The organism is Neobacillus sp. PS3-40 (assembly GCF_030915485.1).
GTDB lineage: Bacteria > Bacillota > Bacilli > Bacillales > Cytobacillaceae > JAUZPL01.
On record NZ_CP133266.1, the window covers coordinates 4,186,996 to 4,201,846 of the forward strand.

At 37.4% G+C, this 14,851-nt stretch carries 11 protein-coding genes; 8 read left to right on the forward strand and 3 right to left on the reverse strand.

What is annotated here, in order from left to right; all coding sequences use genetic code 11:
• Positions 1–80 precede the first annotated feature (80 nt).
• The 3 genes from RCG20_RS20390 to RCG20_RS20400 all read left to right on the forward strand — a co-directional run bounded on the left by RCG20_RS20390 (position 81) and on the right by RCG20_RS20400 (position 2,399).
• A complete protein-coding gene (locus RCG20_RS20390) occupies positions 81–749 on the forward strand; it encodes a DUF2642 domain-containing protein (protein ID WP_308181968.1) in 669 nt (222 codons plus the stop codon).
• 210 nt (positions 750–959) lie between these two features.
• Entirely contained in the window at positions 960–1,877 is a 918-nt protein-coding gene (locus RCG20_RS20395) for an ATP-binding protein (protein ID WP_308181969.1), read from the forward strand.
• A 60-nt stretch (positions 1,878–1,937) separates the two neighbouring features.
• Positions 1,938–2,399, forward strand: coding sequence for a GNAT family N-acetyltransferase (locus RCG20_RS20400; RefSeq protein WP_308181970.1), 462 nt, complete (start codon positions 1,938–1,940; stop codon positions 2,397–2,399).
• Between the two features lie 433 nt (positions 2,400–2,832).
• On the opposite strand, the gene RCG20_RS20405 is transcribed toward RCG20_RS20400, so the two are convergent.
• Both RCG20_RS20405 and RCG20_RS20410 read right to left on the reverse strand, forming a co-directional pair.
• Positions 2,833–4,134: an Nramp family divalent metal transporter gene (locus tag RCG20_RS20405; protein ID WP_308181971.1), complete on the reverse strand. Its 1,302-nt coding sequence runs from the start codon at positions 4,132–4,134 to the stop codon at positions 2,833–2,835.
• A 411-nt stretch (positions 4,135–4,545) separates the two neighbouring features.
• A complete protein-coding gene (locus RCG20_RS20410; RefSeq protein ID WP_308181972.1) occupies positions 4,546–4,971 on the reverse strand; it encodes a hypothetical protein in 426 nt (141 codons plus the stop codon).
• 215 nt (positions 4,972–5,186) lie between these two features.
• Here RCG20_RS20410 and selB point away from each other — a divergent pair, with 215 nt between their 5' ends.
• A complete protein-coding gene (gene selB, locus RCG20_RS20415) occupies positions 5,187–7,040 on the forward strand; it encodes a selenocysteine-specific translation elongation factor (RefSeq protein ID WP_308184412.1) in 1,854 nt (617 codons plus the stop codon).
• 382 nt (positions 7,041–7,422) lie between these two features.
• Here the strand turns inward: selB and RCG20_RS20420 are convergent, their stop codons facing one another.
• The gene (locus tag RCG20_RS20420) at positions 7,423–8,766 is read right to left on the reverse strand and encodes a TerD family protein (RefSeq protein WP_308181973.1); all 1,344 of its coding nucleotides are present in this window, start codon (positions 8,764–8,766) and stop codon (positions 7,423–7,425) included.
• 217 nt (positions 8,767–8,983) lie between these two features.
• Here RCG20_RS20420 and RCG20_RS20425 point away from each other — a divergent pair, with 217 nt between their 5' ends.
• From RCG20_RS20425 to RCG20_RS20440, 4 genes are all read left to right on the forward strand, one after another.
• Complete coding sequence (locus RCG20_RS20425; RefSeq protein WP_308181974.1) at positions 8,984–9,904, forward strand: S66 peptidase family protein; 921 nt, start codon at positions 8,984–8,986, stop codon at positions 9,902–9,904.
• Between the two features lie 273 nt (positions 9,905–10,177).
• Positions 10,178–10,927: a C40 family peptidase gene (locus RCG20_RS20430; protein ID WP_308181975.1), complete on the forward strand. Its 750-nt coding sequence runs from the start codon at positions 10,178–10,180 to the stop codon at positions 10,925–10,927.
• 295 nt (positions 10,928–11,222) lie between these two features.
• The gene (locus RCG20_RS20435; protein WP_374120551.1) at positions 11,223–11,672 is read left to right on the forward strand and encodes a MarR family winged helix-turn-helix transcriptional regulator; all 450 of its coding nucleotides are present in this window, start codon (positions 11,223–11,225) and stop codon (positions 11,670–11,672) included.
• Positions 11,673–11,674: 2 nt separating this feature from the next.
• Positions 11,675–14,824 carry an MMPL family transporter gene (locus RCG20_RS20440; RefSeq protein WP_308181977.1) on the forward strand — a complete coding sequence of 1,050 codons (3,150 nt, stop codon included), beginning with the start codon at positions 11,675–11,677 and terminating at the stop codon, positions 14,822–14,824.
• Positions 14,825–14,851 lie beyond the last annotated feature (27 nt).

Genomic DNA, 14,851 nt, shown 5'->3' on the forward strand with positions numbered 1-14,851 from the left:
AATAACCTACTGGTGCATTGGTATGAAAACCAGTGCACTATTTTTTTTAAAAAAAAGAAGAGCTTGAAAGGGGTGAGTATATGAATGAAATTAATAATTTAATTGGTGAAGAAGTACTTATAGAAATTTCGGGAAATACACTCTTTAACGGGATATTAATTGATATTGGTCTTGATCTTTTGGTGTTATTTAATGGAAAACAATTCCTTTATATTCCACTCACGCATTTGCACAATATGAAAGTCAATCCAGATCCAGAAATTACAACAGAAGCACCATCATTGGCAACAATTGAAAAAAATATGGATACAGGTTTGGCATATCGAAAAATATTAAACAATTCGAAAGGCCGCTTTTTGGAAATTTTCGTTACAGGCAATAGATCAATTCATGGGTATATTACAAATGTTATGAATGATTATATCGCGTTCTATTCTCCTGTCTATAAAACAGTGATGATATCGATGCAGCACTTAAAATGGTTTACTCCTTATAGTTCTCAACTAACTCCATATACATTAAGCAATGAAAGCTTGCCTGTAGTCCCTTCAACAATTCCTTGTGCTAGAAGCTTCGATGAACAATTAATAAAATATCTTGGACAACTGGTTGTGTTTGATTTAGGTGATAATCCAGAAAAAATAGGTTTACTAAAAAATATAAACAATAATATTGTCCAATTAGTTAGTGCTTCTGGGGCAACGATTTACTGGAAACAATACCACCTAAAAACAGTCCATTTGCCTTAACACAAACTCGTCAGTCGGCGAGTTTTTTTTATTAATCAAAACTATTCCTAATAAAGGGGACTAGTAGTACTATTTTTGACAATTTTTTTGGAAAATACATAAAAATGACAAAATAAAACCTATTGTTCAATTTATTTCGAAGTATAATTGAATTATCCAACATTTGTAATTTAATTTTCTGTTTGGATTACAAAATAAAGGAATTTGGTGTTGATATTGAATTTACCTCCATTAGAAAAAAGAGTAGTCGTTACAGCGGTATTAATTTTTTCTGCTCTAGCAGGTTTCCATTTGTTTACGCATCAATACTTAGAACTCAGCTTGTGGATTTCTGCTATTTTTATCACCATTTATCTGTATGAAAAAAGTAAACAAGAAAAAATAAACTATCAACATGCAAGACAGGAATGGGATCAGATAACTCGTGAGCAGGAAAATATGATATTGAAGATGGAAACCATGATGAATGATGCAGAGAAATTGGGCATTTTGGGTGAATTGGCAGCAGGTATTGCCCATGAAGTTAGGAATCCATTGACAACCTTAAAAGGATTTTTACAATTAATGGGTACTGACTTAGATGAGCATAAGAAAACATTCGTGGATTTGATGCTAACAGAAGTAGATCGAATCGAAATGATCACAGATGAATTCATGTCAGTGGCAAGGCCACATGCCCCTTTAAACAAAGAGGAGAATGTCATATCCTTATTAGAACAAGTAGAAAAATTACTGCATCCACAAGCACTTTTAAATAATGTTCAGATTGTGCTTAGTACCAACACGAATCTAGTCCCACTCAATTGCGGAGGAAATCAATTAAAGCAAGTTTTTATCAATTTAATGAAAAATGCTTTTGATGCTATGCCATCCGGGGGAAATCTTTACATCAATGTTCTTCAGCAGTCTGAATCTATCGTGATCCATTTTATCGATGAAGGGCTAGGGATGCCTGAGGAAGTAATAGCCAAGTTGGGTGAGCCTTTTTTTACTCAAAAAGAGGGAGGTCATGGGCTTGGGATCATGATGTGTCGAAAGATTATTGATGCCCATAACGGGACGTTGGAGATTCAAAGCAAGGTTGGTGCTGGAACAACTTTTACAATTAATTTGCCAATCCAAAGGTGATTCCGTTAGACTAAAAAGAATAATAGTGATGATATTCTTGAAGCTAAGGAGATTTATTAATTGATTAGACAAATAGATTTTGAAGATGTAAATTTAGTCCATGATTTGTATGATTTGCAAAAAGCATCTTACTTAATAGAAGCTGAGTTAATCCGCTTTTTTGACATTCCTGCACTTAAAGAATCATTCCAGGAATTTAAGAAATGTGGGGAAATATTTTTTGGCTATTTTGAAGAAGGCAATCTAGCTGGGGCAGTTTCTTATGAACTTGTGGGAGTGGAATTGAATATCTGCCGGATGGTTGTCCACCCTAGCCATTTTCGAAAAGGGATAGCTAAGAATCTGTTGATCTATCTTGAAGAGAGCTTTCCAGATATTGTTTCGATCACTGTTTCAACTGGAAGGGACAATCTACCTGCCAAAACTCTATATTTAAAAAATGGATTTCAATTTGTTCGGGATATAGAAGTTGTACCAGGATTATTTATTAGTTGTTTTGAAAAAAGAAGAAGCATTTTGTAGCCTGAATAGTTCTGCTTTTGAAACATTTCTCATATTAAAAACTGGGCATAGCCCGGTCAGATTGTCGAGAAAGGGGTATTTTTCTCGGCAATTTTTATTTTCTCAGAATCCGAATACCAAATTTATCAAAGCTCCCTGCAAATGGGCCTGTTGATTTCCGCTCCAGGCACTCGCTTTCCGCGGGGAGGTCCTGAAGCCTCCTCGGCGTTACCGCCTGCGGGGTCTCCAGTGACCTCTATATCCCGCAGGAGTCGAGTGCCCTCCGCTCCAATCAACAGACCAGTTACAAAGCTAATATACTAATATCATTATAACGAATTAATGCGGTGGATCGTTAAAGAATCTGTGCAAAATAATAAGCTGTCGAAGGATTTTTCGACAGCCTGATCGGGTATAGCCCGGTCATTTTTTTGTTTAGTGTATATCTATTGTTTTAAAAAACAGTTTGAGTAATCAACCAAATATTTAACCCTAATATCAGGGTGGCAAATGCGGACGCAAGAATGGTGGTCCGTTTTTTATTCGTTAGAACACCCATCAGGTCTTTCTTTTGAGTGAAATAGATTAGCGCAATAACTGGAAACGGGAGAACAACACTTAAGATAACCTGACTAATAACAAGTGTTAATGTTGGATTCACTCCCATTGCTACAATCACTACTGTTGGGACCATCGTAACTAAACGGCGAATCCATAATGGAATGGTGAAGCCGACAAAACCTTGCATGATCACTTGGCCAGCCATTGTGCCAACTACTGAACTTGAAATTCCCGATGCAAGCAATGAAATAAGAAAAACACTTGCAGCAGCAGAACCAAGTAGCGGAGTTAAAGTATGATAGGCTGATGAAATATCAACAATTTGACTATTACCAGATGCATTAAAAACAGATGCAGCCATGTACATCATCGCCAAGTTAACAAATCCGGCAAGAGTCATCGCAATGAGAATTTCCTTTGAACTAAATCTTTGAATTTTTATCTTCTCAGAATCATTTCGGGGAACAATTCTCCCTTGAGTTAAACTGGAGTGAAGATAGATGGCATGGAGCATAACCGTTGCACCAATTACTCCTACTGCAAGCATAATGCTTTCATTATTACCTAGCCATGGAACAACACTATGGTAGGCAATTTGTGAAAAATTAGGCTGAGACAGCAATGTTTCGACTAAATAGCATAAGCCAATCAAGACTGCAAATGCTGCAATAAACTTTTCTAAGGGTCTAAATCCATATTTTTCTAACATTAATATCAGATAAGTGACAATCCCAGTAATGATGGTTGCGTAAAGCATTGGTATTCCCAGCAATAAATTTAAAGCAAGTGTGGCACCTAAGAATTCAGCAAGGTCAGTTGCCATTGCAGCAAGCTCCGATACGATCCACATTGTCATGGTAAGCCACTTTGGCATGAACTCTCGGCATACTTCAGGAAGGTTTCTCCCTGTCGCGATACCAAGTTTTGCTGACATATTTTGCAAGAGCAATGCCATGAGGTTTGCAAGAACAATTACCCACAGCATTTTATAGCCGAACCGAGCACCGGTTTGAATATTTGTTGCGAAGTTTCCTGGATCTATATAAGCGATAGAAGCAATAAAAGCAGGTCCGAGAAATGGAATAAGGGCTCGAATGCCTTTAACCTTTCCATTAATGGCATCTCGTGCAGCCGATACCGTTTTCAATTCTGCAGTGCGAGCACGTTTTACCGCTATTGAATTTAATGGGCTCATTGACACCATCCTTTCATTGTCAGTGTTTTTTTCATTAAAGCAAGCTTTGTTCGCTTGCGAATATTTTTTGCCCTAATGCAACTTTATAAAATTATTATATATGGTTTCGCGAAGTTTGTGTATCAATTTGACTTGAAAATTTAGATTTATTTTTAGGAATACATTTCAAGTGGGTAAGTGGATTGGTTTTTTAGGAGCAAATAAGTCTAAGAATTTCAGTTTATGATTGGTCGAGAACACTCGTGACTTCAGTCATGAGTGGTTCAAAGAAAATAGAGATAGTTAAATCATGTAATGGAGCCTTTACAAAATATCTAAAATAGTAAAAAAATGGCTCAGAGAACTCCGAGCCATTTTTTCATGTGAATTAGACAGTGAATATTGTAAGATGAGTGACCAATTTTTTTGTGTTTACTGTTTTGCAGGATTCGTTTCTAGAAATTGAGTTAACGATTTTATATTGTTTGCTTGATGAACTATCCCACTTTTATCAAAAAGAATATAGGTAGGGTCATTCGAAAGCTGAAGCTTTGGATAGATTTTTTTAGCTTGATCAAGTGGGAGGCTCAGGATTTCGTGAACTCCTTTTACTACTTTTTTGTTTTTTTCAATTGGTGACTTTTCATCCATTGTTCCAACCGCAAGAAGTGAGTAATGCCCACTTTTCGTAGGTAATAACTGTGGATATGAAAATGTGGTGCTAACGGTTTCTGTTTGTGTTAGTTTCTTTTGGGTAATCGCGCAAGACTTCTTTTTTGGAGGTTGCTTTACTTCATTGGACTGACATGCGGTCAAAAGAACAAGCACTAAACAAATTGGCCAAACGATTTTTTTCATGTGGGTTCTTCCTTTATTTATGTAATGTTTTTAAGCTTTTTTTCAACATACCATAAAAAAGCTATCTGTGAGCTACCTTTATGTGGAAGAATCGTGAAAAATGATCAGTTTTCTCTGTATTGAGTACTTGAACAAAATGCCCTTTCACGCTACATTTAAAAGGAAGCTTGATGAAGTAGGTGAGTATTTTGGATAAAAGATATTTTACAATAGGGATGGCTGGCCATATTGATCATGGCAAAACATCGTTAACAAAAGCACTAACAAATGTCGATACAGATCGCTTAAAGGAAGAAAAAGAACGGCAAATTTCGATCGAACTTGGATTTGCTCCATTATATGAAGATGAAGAAATTCAAATTTCTGTAATTGATGTTCCAGGACATGAGCGTTTTATTCGTCAGATGATTGCCGGTGTTGCCGGAATTGACTTGGTTGTACTAGTTGTTGCCGCAGATGAAGGGGTAATGCCCCAAACAAGGGAGCATCTTGATATTCTTGGATTTCTAGGGATTAAACATGGTATTATCGCAATTACGAAAATGGATCGTGTTGAAGAAGAATTTATTGAACTAGTGAAAGATGATATTTTAGAAGAATTAAAGGGGACAGTGTTTGAAGATGCCCCATTTACTCTTGTTGACAGCTTATCAAAAAAAGGAATTGAAGAAATAAAAACATTGATCATACAATCCTTAAAAGATCAGGAAATGCGCGATGCAAAAGGTGCATTTCGTCTGCCAATTGACCAAGTTTTTACTGTTAAAGGTCAGGGTACTGTTGTGCGTGGCACAGTCTATGAGGGCGCGGTAGAAGAAGGACAGGCACTGAAAATCATGCCAAAGGGAACAGAAGTAAGAGCACGTCAGATTCAAGTTCACCATAAACCAGCACAAAAAGCCTATGCTGGGCAACGGGCAGCAATTAATCTTGCAGGGGTATCGAAGGAGGATTTGGATCGTGGGGATGTCCTTGTTTCCTCCGAACATTTTATCGTAACGAAAACAGTTGATGTAGCAATAAGAGTTGTAGAAGACTTAGATTATATGGTTAAACAAAGAATGCCAATTAAGCTCCACCTTGGGACGGCAGAGGTTATGGGAAGGATTGTTTTCTTTGATCGTAACGAATTAAAGGAAGAAAACGGAGAAATTCTTTGTCAGCTTCGGCTTGAGGAAGAAATCCTGACGAAACGTGGCGATCGTTTTATTATTCGAAGGCCAAGTCCACAGGAGACAGTTGGTGGCGGCTGGGTAATTGATCCAAGAGGAAATAAATACAGGTTTGGAAATCAGACAATTGAGGATCTGGAAAAGAAAAAGGTTGGATCTCCGAAAGAACGGGTCACATCTGTTCTCTTTGAGGCAAAATCCTTGCCGATCAATGAACTGATAAAACGAAGCGCACTCGATGAAGAAATACTGGGAAATGTGTTAAATGATGAGGCGTTTGTTCTGTACAACGGAAAAGAATATACCCTTCGAACTATTATCCATTCGATTGAGGAAGATATTTTTGATCGATTACAGGAGTTTCATCTTGCTCATTCGATGAAAATTGGATTAAATAAAGCAGAGATTCTGCAATCGATGCAAAAAAGGTTCTCAAAGTCTCTTCTTGAGTATGTTGTCGAAAATGGAATTTCCACTGGAATTTTTACAAAGAAGGAGCAATTTATATCGCTTTCAAGCTTTACACCACATTTACCGAAAAGTTGGCAAAAACGGACGGAAAATATGCTTGCTGAATTAAAAAAGGATGGCTTAAAGGTTCGTTATTTCAACGATTATCTTTCTGAGGCGGGCATTCCAGATGGTCTTGTTGGTGATATAAAAAGATTCCTTGAAGAAGAAGAGTTGATTGTTCCACTTGATGATCAGTTTGTCTATTTTGGTGAAGTATTCAAGAAGGCAGTTGAAGAGCTACGTAGCAAGACAGGAGCGGTATTTGAAGTAGGGGATGCCAAAGAAGTTTTGGATCTCTCCCGTAAATACATGATCCCTTTTCTGGAAAGATTGGATTTAAAAGGACTTACAAAAAGAGTAGAGAATAAACGGGTGTGGCAATAGTGAACATCAAATGATGAAATTGTCTCAATCGCAATAACTTTAAAATGAACGTGAAAATCCCTTAGGAAATCGTTAAAATTCGAAAAAAGGCTCGAAAACATAAAAAGGGTAACCAAAAAATTCATTTTGGTTACCTTTTAATTAGCTAATCAGCAGAATTTATATTCATAAATTCTGCTAACGCATAAGTACAACTACGCCTAATCATCGCCCTTAGGGGCTCGCCAATCGGCGAGTTTTCTTTAGCTAATCAGAATTTATATCGATAAATTCTGCTCGCGCATAAGTGCAACTACGCCTCTGTCATCGCCCTTAGGGGCTCGCCAATCGGCGAGTTTTCTTTATAAAAATTGCGGTTTCGCGTAACTTCTAATAAATACATCTAAGAAAGAAATTCTGCTGGATTTAAGCCTAGTTCCCGACATATATCGGAAACCATTTGCTTTTCATTTTGGTCAAAATGTCCATCAGCATAGCCGATAGCAATGCAGTAGCGAGCAATTAATCTCGCAATTTCAGGTTTTGTTCTAACTTTTCCAAGTGCTTTAAACGCTTCAGCCTTACCGATGATTTGATCGTGTTCAATTTTCCCAACAAAATAATTGAATTTTTGGATGACCTTATTGGTTTCAAATACACGTAATTCATCACTTTGATGGACAAATTCAAGCATTTTCTCTCGTTCTGCTGGATCTAATCTTCCGTCTGCCATTCCTACCAAGGCACATCCTGCCACAACGGCATCCAATACATCCTGGCTTTTATACCGAGTAAATAATTCTTGTGCTCTTCGCTTCTGTTGATTGGCCCATTCAACATAGTCCGTTTGATTAGGAGACCATGACTTACCGCAGTTGGTACAAGTAAGTTTAAGTTGATTTCTCCCGATAAAGCCCCCTAAAAGACCAATTGGACCCAGGATTAGACCACCAATCGCAGCTTTTCCAAGGCCAAAGCCTTTTTCTCCTGTTCGAATATTTGTTGAATGACAGTTAGGACAGCTTATATTATCCCCACCATAGGTTTGGTGAGTTGCAGTCGGAGTTGAATACACTGGTGTAGACTGAGTAAATGAAGGCTGCTGGACTGGTGTTCCCATATGTGATCCACTAGTTTGGAATGAAGTTGTTGAGGATGTAACAGCGGGCTCATCATCAACATGTATTCCAAAATTACGGCACAATGCACCTAATCCTCCCTGAAATCCGCTTGCTATAGCATTAAACTTCCATTCCCCATTATGTCGATAAAGCTCAGCGGCAACTATTGCTGTTTCAACTGTGAAATTTCTGCCAAGGTCAAACCGTACAAGTTCTTCATTGGTATGTTTGTTAAAAATTCTTACATACGAATTAGGTATTTGTCCAAAATTTTGCCCTTTCACTTGGGCATCATGAATTGTTATCGTGAAGGCAATTCGGTGGATATGTGAAGGAACTTTGAGCAAATCAATACTAATTTGTTCATCATCCTTTACTCCTGACCCTACACGGTTGTCACCGCTATATATAATGGAGCCATTGCCACCATTGGGATTATTATAAAAAACAAAATCAGCATCGCTTTGAACCTTTCCAGTTTCTCCTAATAAAAAGGCAGAGGCATCTAAATCGAAATTAGAACCCATATTGTTAATACTCCAGCCTAATCCAACAATTACATTTTGCAAACCAGGATGAGATTTTGTTAAATCCACCTTTTGCCCCTTACTAAGCGTAACACCCACATATTTCACTCCTATTCTTATATAACTATCTATTAATTTGTACGAACTAAAGAGGGGAAAAGTTTCAAACATTTATTCCAATAACTAAATATAGCAGAAATAGCAGGGAGTTTAAAATAATTTAATGGTAAAAGGAGGAAATATTCTTTCCCTTACCTTAATAAACATAGAATAATAAGAAGACAGAGCAATCGTGAAATCCGAAAGGGTGATAATCATGGTTACTAAGCCGAAACGGTTACAAAAAGGAGATACAATAGGAGTGATTGCTCCGGCAAGTCCTCCAGACTTTGAAAAATTAGAGCAGGGCATCCGGTTTATTGAAAAATTGGGACTGCATGTGAAAATAGGGAAACACATTGAAAAAAAGATGGGTTATTTAGCTGGAACAGATGAAGAGCGACTTGAAGATTTTCATACCATGTTTACAGATAATAATGTGAAAGCCGTTATTTGTGCACGGGGAGGATATGGAACAGCCAGATTCGCTTCGAAGATTGATTATGAATTGATCAAGAAAAACCCGAAAATATTTTGGGGCTACAGTGATATTACTTTTTTACATACAGCCATTCATCAGCAAACAGGACTTGTCACCTTCCATGGGCCAATGCTCGAATCTGATCTTGGTACATCAGATGTTGATCCATTATCGAAACATTATTTTCAGCAATTATTTGAGCCTCAAACGATCACCTATTCTGAGAGAATTTCACCATTAGAGGGAATGGTTCACGGAATGGCTAGGGGGCAAATTGTTGGCGGGAATTTATCCCTTTTAATTAGCACACTAGGTACACCGTTTGAAATTGATACACGTGGAAAACTGCTTTTTATTGAAGATGTGAATGAGATACCAATCACAATTGATCGAATGCTTAATCAATTGTTTATGGCAGGAAAATTAAAGGACATTACAGGATTTCTAATTGGGGACTTCCATGATTGCCTTTCGAAGACTGATGGAAGCCTTACACTTGAAGATGTGTTAATCCATTATGTACTCCTAGCAAACAAGCCTACTTTAAAAGGGTTTAAAATAGGGCACTGTTCACCAAATATTTCGATTCCGCTTGGGGTGTGGGCAAGCATAAATACATTTGAAAAAAAGCTACATGTTGAAAGTGGGATTTTATAATGAAAATTGATTTAAATCATTAACTTGTTGAATTTCTATTTTTTTACCAAATTTGCACCAAATAACATGACCTAAAAAATAAATATAAAGGGGGGATTTTAACTGCTATCTGATACGAAATGGCTTGTCAATGTCCCAGTAGCAACGGTCTGGACGTCGTTAACATCGCCAAGAGATATAGATAAGGATGCTATATTCAATCCTGTTCAAATCGATACATGGCTTAATGGGTTAACATATGAAACCAGACTGGATTTATGTAATCGTAATCTGGTGCAAACTCAGGTTCTATTCGGGCAGGAGGTTCTCGTTACAGAGGAAAGAAGAGGTTGGGCACATGTCCTTATTCCAAATCAGCCAACTTCACAAAATAGTGGCGGTTATCCTGGCTGGATTCCAATCGAACAGTTAATCAAACACGAAAATTGGAATTTGGATGGGGATCCAATCGTAGTTGTGACGAGTAAAAAGGCATTTTTATATGATGAAAATAGTGAACCTTTTATGGAATTATGCTTTCAAACTATTTTACCCTACCAAAAAGAACAAAATGGAAAAGCGTTCGTCCAAACTCCAGGCGGTGCTGGTTCGATAAATGTTGAAAATATATTGATTTATGAATCCCTAAACACGATTCCAAAAGGAAGCGGAAAAGAGATTGTAGCGACTGGAGAACAATTTCTTCACCTACCCTATTTATGGGGGGGAATGAGCAGCTATGGTTATGATTGTTCCGGCTTTTGTTATTTGATGTGTAAGGCAAATGGATATGATATTCCACGCGACGCGCATGATCAGGCAAAAGTAGGAATGGCAGTCAATTTATCTGAAATAAAGCCAGGCGATTTGCTTTTTTTTGCAAAGGACATGGGTAAGGGCAGGATCCATCATGTTGGAATTTATTACGGACAGGGTAAGTTGCTACATTCACCATACACAGGTAAAACAATTGAAATCATTCCACTTAAGGGGACAAAATACGAAACAGAACTTTGCTTAGCAAGACGTTTCTGGATTGAATAAGTTTCAAAAAAAAGCCGATATTCCAGTTTGTGGAACAAGGGCTTTTTTTGGCTAAGCAGAATTTACATCCATAAATTCTGCTTGCATATAAGGGCGACTACGCCTAATCATCACCTTTAATGCTCGCTAATCGGCGAGTTTTCTTTATGAAAAAAATTGAACCTCCCTTGCTGAAAATGTGCGTAAATTGATATTGACACCTATTTTTGAATATCATATAGTTAAACAGGTGAATAGTTAACTAGTTTAACTAATTTCTTATTAGAGGGGTGAGTTAAAAATAGTGGATGAATTGATGATTCAGAATTTAATTGACCGTTATATAGCTGTTTCTTTCAAAGTTACGAAAAAAGCAGAGTCACTGATAAAGGAACAGATAGGTAATGATTTAACGAACGATCAACATTACATATTACGATATATATATCAATCAAAAGAGTGTACATCATCAGAATTAGCTGATGTTTTCGAGGTAAACAAAAGTGCTATTACTGCCATTATTAATCGGATGGTTGACCGGGAGCTGATCAAACGAACACGTGATGAAAATGATCGTCGGGTTGTTTACTTAACCTTAACGGACGAGGGAAACACATTATTTAAGAAAACAGAGGATAGGGTTCATTGCTTGGTGAAATCGATCATTACCAAATTTAATATGGAAGAAATCAAAAATTTCATTCAAACGTATGAAAAGTTAGCAGATAAATTAATAGAAACCAAACAAGATCAAGTGGAGGAATAGAAATGAGGTTAATTTTAAAAAGAAAATGGTTAGTCCTAGTGGCGTGGATTGCTATTATTACTGTTCTGATTATGTCTGCCCCAAATATGGAAAGTCTCGTTCGCCAAAAGGGGCAAATCAATGTACCTGATGGCTATTCATCGACGTTGTCTCAAAAAATTTTAAAAGATGTACAGTCAAAGGAGAATAGTGGCAGAGACGTTCAGACTGCACTTGTTTTCCATAGTGATAAAAAGCTAACAAAATCAGACCTGGCTAGAGCAGAAAAAGCTGTAAATCAACTTGAAGATAAGAAAATGAAGCTTGGGATTACCTCGATCACAACCCATTTTAAAGAAAAACAATTAAAGGATCAGCTTGTCTCAAAAGATGGAAAGACAATTTTAGTTTCTCTAAAGGTAACCGCAAATGGCAGGGAAACAAAAGAGGTATCGAAAGATTTATATAAAGCTATTGATAATTGCAAGCTAGTACACTATTATACTGGCAGCTGGATGATTGATGAGGATTTGATCAATAATTCACAGGAAGGCTTGAAAAAAACAGAGGGAATTACGGTTGTGTTTATTCTGGCGGTATTATTGCTTGTCTTCCGCTCGATCATTACACCGCTCGTACCGCTCATTACAGTTGGGATTAGTTATTTAACTGCACAATCAATTGTTGCCATTTTAGTTGATAAAATGAATTTTCCCATCTCCAATTTCACACAAATATTCCTAGTTTCTGTATTGTTTGGGATTGGCACTGATTATTGCATATTATTGCTTAGCAGATTTAAAGAGGAAATGTCACATAGAGATTCTGTAGCAGAATCTATTTTGGAAACATACCGAACAGCTGGAAAAACAGTTCTTTTTAGTGGTATTGCCGTTATGATCGGCTTTGCATCAATCGGATTATCTACTTTTAAGCTTTATCAATCCGCTTCAGCTGTCGCTGTTGGGGTAGCAATCCTTATGGTAGCACTTTTCACGGTTGTGCCATTTTTTATGGCGGTTCTTGGCAAAAAATTGTTCTGGCCTTCAAAAGGGAAACTTGAACATGGGGAAAGCAAAATTTGGGGGTTTGCAGGTAGCTTTGCCCTTGCTCGCCCCTTGATAGCATTTCTTGTTGTTGCAGTCGTCTCGGTACCGTTTCTATTTACTTATAAGGGACAGCTATCCTTTAATTCTCTAGAGGAAATCGGTAGCAGCTTTCATTCTATTAAAGGTTTTAATATCATTTCCGATTCGTTCGGACCAGGTGAATCGATGCCAACGCAAATTGTCATTAAAAATGACGAGAAAATGGATTCATCCGATTACATCTCCCTAACAGAGAAATTAACGCAAGAATTGAAAAAGGTAGATGATATCAAAACTGTCCGGTCGGTTACTCGTCCAACCGGGGATCCTCTCGATGACTTATATATATCAAAACAAGTTAAAAGTCTCGGTGATGGTCTTGGTAAAGGAACTGATGGGATTCAGAAAATCAGTAGTGGCCTAGAAGAAGCTGGTACTAAGTTAGCGGCAAATGAACCAAAAATGAAGGAAGCAACTACAGGAATTTCGAGCTTAATCTCTGGAACAAACCAGTTGAAAACAGGAATGAGCCCTCTAAAAGAAGGCTTAACGAAAATTGAGGATGGTCTTAAGAAAGGCTCTGCAGGTTCATCTCAAATAAAAAGCGGTATGGAGCAAATTAAAGACAATTCCGAAAAATTAGTAGCTGGGAATAAACAATTGTTGAAGGGCTATCAACAGGCAAGTGTTGGACTTGCGACACTGGCAACCAATTACAAAGCAATTTCTGAGGGAGTCACTTCCTTGCATAATAGTTTGCTAAATACGAATCAATATTTTAGCAATCTTGAAAAAGACTATACAAATATTCAGCAGAATCAAAACTATCAGGCCATTAAAATGACTGTTCAAGGGGCACAAGGGGCTACTGAAACACTTGGAGGAAGCTTGAAGCAATTAAACGATGCCCTAGCTGGTGCCCAAAGTGGTATTGCAACTGCCAACGACAGCTTTGAAAAAACAATTGCTGGTCAAGAAGCGATTGTTAAGGGTATGGAAGCACTTGTAAAAGGAATCGAGCAGCAACAGGCTGGACTAGATGCTATGGCAAATGGTCAAGGTCAAATTGTATCAAATCTTTCAAAATTTTCAGGTGGATTAAGTAGCTTAAATGATGGGCAACAGCAGCTTTTAAATGGTTTTAAAGATTTAGGAGGCCAAATCGATCAGTTATCAACGGGATTGAATCAAAGTGCTGATGGATTAAATCAGGTTTCGACGGGATTAAATTCTGCACAAGGCTATTTATCAGGAGTTGCGAAGGAAAAACAAAATGGATTCTATATTCCAGAAGAAGTTCTTGCTGGCAAGGATTTTTCGCAAGCATTGGATGCCTATATGTCAAAAGATCGCAAAGTTATGACGATCGATGTAGTCTTTACTAAAAACCCTTATTCGATTGAAGCCATACATCGTGTTCCTGAACTAAAAGAGGCAGTGAAAAGAGCGGTAAAGGACACGAAACTTGAGAATGCAGAAGTGGCAATTGGTGGTGTAACAAGTGTTTATCATGATCTTGATACCATTTCCGAGCATGACTATTCACGGACTGTAGTGTTAATGCTTGTTGGGATTTTCATTATTTTAATCATCCTACTTCGTTCTATTATCATGCCAATTTACTTAATTGGATCGTTAATTTTAACATACTATACATCCATGGCTATATCAGAAACAATTTTCGTTAATTGGCTCGGGTACTCAGGAATCAGCTGGGCTGTTCCATTCTTTGCCTTTGTAATCCTGATTGCTCTCGGCATTGACTACAGTATTTTCCTAATGGACCGATTCAACGAATTTAAACATTTACCAGTTGAAAAAGCAATTCTTTCATCAATGAAAAAGATGGGGACAGTTATCATTTCAGCAGCGATTATTTTAGGTGGAACATTTGCAGCCATGATGCCATCAGGTGTTTTATCCTTGCTCCAAATTGCAACTATTCTTTCGATTGGCCTTTTCTTATATGCCTTCATAGTTCTCCCATTGTTAGTACCTGTAATGGTCAAAACATTTGGTGATGCAAATTGGTGGCCGTTTAGAAAACATAAGGATACTAATCAACAAAGTGATATTTCTTTGTAAAGAAAACTCAAAAAATAGTAAGCATAC

What these genes read in the sequence shown, in the direction of transcription:
- RCG20_RS20390 (WP_308181968.1), top strand. Translation starts at nt 81, where the DNA reads ATGAATGAAATTAATAATTTAATTGGTGAAGAAGTACTTATAGAAATT.
- RCG20_RS20435 (WP_374120551.1), top strand. Translation starts at nt 11,223, where the DNA reads ATGATTCAGAATTTAATTGACCGTTATATAGCTGTTTCTTTCAAAGTT.
- RCG20_RS20410 (WP_308181972.1), bottom strand. Translation starts at nt 4,971, where the DNA reads ATGAAAAAAATCGTTTGGCCAATTTGTTTAGTGCTTGTTCTTTTGACC.
- selB (WP_308184412.1), top strand. Translation starts at nt 5,187, where the DNA reads ATGGCTGGCCATATTGATCATGGCAAAACATCGTTAACAAAAGCACTA.
- RCG20_RS20425 (WP_308181974.1), top strand. Translation starts at nt 8,984, where the DNA reads ATGGTTACTAAGCCGAAACGGTTACAAAAAGGAGATACAATAGGAGTG.
- RCG20_RS20405 (WP_308181971.1), bottom strand. Translation starts at nt 4,134, where the DNA reads ATGAGCCCATTAAATTCAATAGCGGTAAAACGTGCTCGCACTGCAGAA.
- RCG20_RS20440 (WP_308181977.1), top strand. Translation starts at nt 11,675, where the DNA reads ATGAGGTTAATTTTAAAAAGAAAATGGTTAGTCCTAGTGGCGTGGATT.